Raw genomic sequence first — 1,421 nt, 5'->3', positions numbered from 1 at the left:
CTGGTGGCGGGGAGCTTGTCGAAAAGGTCGTCGGACATGCGAACGGGTATAGAACGCCCGCGATTCCGCGCGCAAGCGGGGAAGGCGCCTTATCCGGCGAAATCCCCGCTTTTCGGGCGTTCAGAACTTGGCAGGTGCGGGCGAAACGGTAGCAAAGGTGCCCGCGCCAACTTCGCGTACTTCCATTGCACGCTCTGCCATGCCCGCTGTGGTAAAGCGGAATACGCCATCCAGCCCGATGAAGCCTTGTGGATCATAGAGTTTGGCGGTGGGGAAGGTGGTGCCGGGCTTCCAGCTACGCGCGACATTGAGCGTGAGCAGAACGCTGTCATAGCCGAGCGTGGCCAGCCGCGAGGGGGTGGCACCGAAGCGGCCCGTGTAGCTCTTTTCGAACTGGCCGAAGCGCTGATCGGAAACGGTGGCGAACCATGCGCCGCGCATGGCGGGAGCTTTGGCGATAGCGGCGTCCCCGCTCCACAATTCGGTGCCAATCAGCTTCACGCCTTTTCCGGCAAGCGGCCCTGCCTGCAAGGCGATGCGGCTGCCATCGGCAATCAGCAGCGCATCGAACCGACCCTTGTCCTTTGCGCGGCGCACCGCGCTGGCGACCGAAGTGTTGCCACGATCGTAGGTTTCGACCGAGGTGACCGCGATGCCGCTTGCACGCGCTGCTTCGGTAAGCCCTGCGGTGGCGCGCTGGCCATAATCGCCGGTCGGGATGATCGCGGCGACCGATTTGATACCGCGTGATTTGGCGAAGCCCAGCACGCGGGCGATGGACTGGCCGGGCGCCTGACCCATCACGAACACATCGCGCGCGGCAACGGCGCTGTCGTTCGAATAGGAAATCATCGGGACTTTGGCCGCACGTGCGACATTGGCCACAAGCGCCACGTCATCGGACAGCAGCGGGCCGAGGACCAGCTTGTTGCCATCGTTGATCGCGCGCGCGGCGGCAGCGCCTGCGCCGGTGGCAGTATCATAAGTGGTGATGCGCAGGTTCGCGGCATTGGTATCGAGCAGCGCCATCGTGGCGGCATTGGCGATGGACTGGCCCACGGCAGCGTTGGCCCCGGTCATTGGAACCAGCAAGGCCACGCGATGCCGCCCGGCATCGGTCGGCAGGACATCGGCATCCGGCGCTTTTTCAGTTGGTTCGGTGACGGGCACGGAGCCTTTGGGGATGACAGCGCAGCCTGCCAGAAGCGAAAGTGTGGTGATAACCACAGCCCGGCGGGAATGGCGGAAACCGGAAAGCCGTGCTTCGCCCATATCAGTCTCGATCATTCCCCGCGCACCCTCTTGTCGCTGATAGCAGGCCGGTCCATTGGAATAGGCATGGAAACGCAACCCCTCGCACCCGGTCTGTATATTGTCGCCACCCCGATTGGCAATCTTGGTGACGTAACCCGTCGCGCGGT

At 63.7% G+C, this 1,421-nt stretch carries 1 protein-coding gene; it reads right to left on the bottom strand.

What is annotated here, in order from left to right:
* Nucleotides 1-120: 120 nt before the first annotated feature.
* Nucleotides 121-1,272, bottom strand: coding sequence for a penicillin-binding protein activator (locus tag ACOVQ0_RS06050; protein WP_421881507.1), 1,152 nt, complete (start codon nt 1,270-1,272; stop codon nt 121-123).
* Nucleotides 1,273-1,421 lie beyond the last annotated feature (149 nt).

It is taken from the genome of Novosphingobium sp., assembly GCF_049240505.1.
Lineage (GTDB): Bacteria > Pseudomonadota > Alphaproteobacteria > Sphingomonadales > Sphingomonadaceae > Novosphingobium.
Note: the sequence above shows the minus strand (reverse complement) of the source record. Positions and strands in the feature narration are given on the sequence as shown.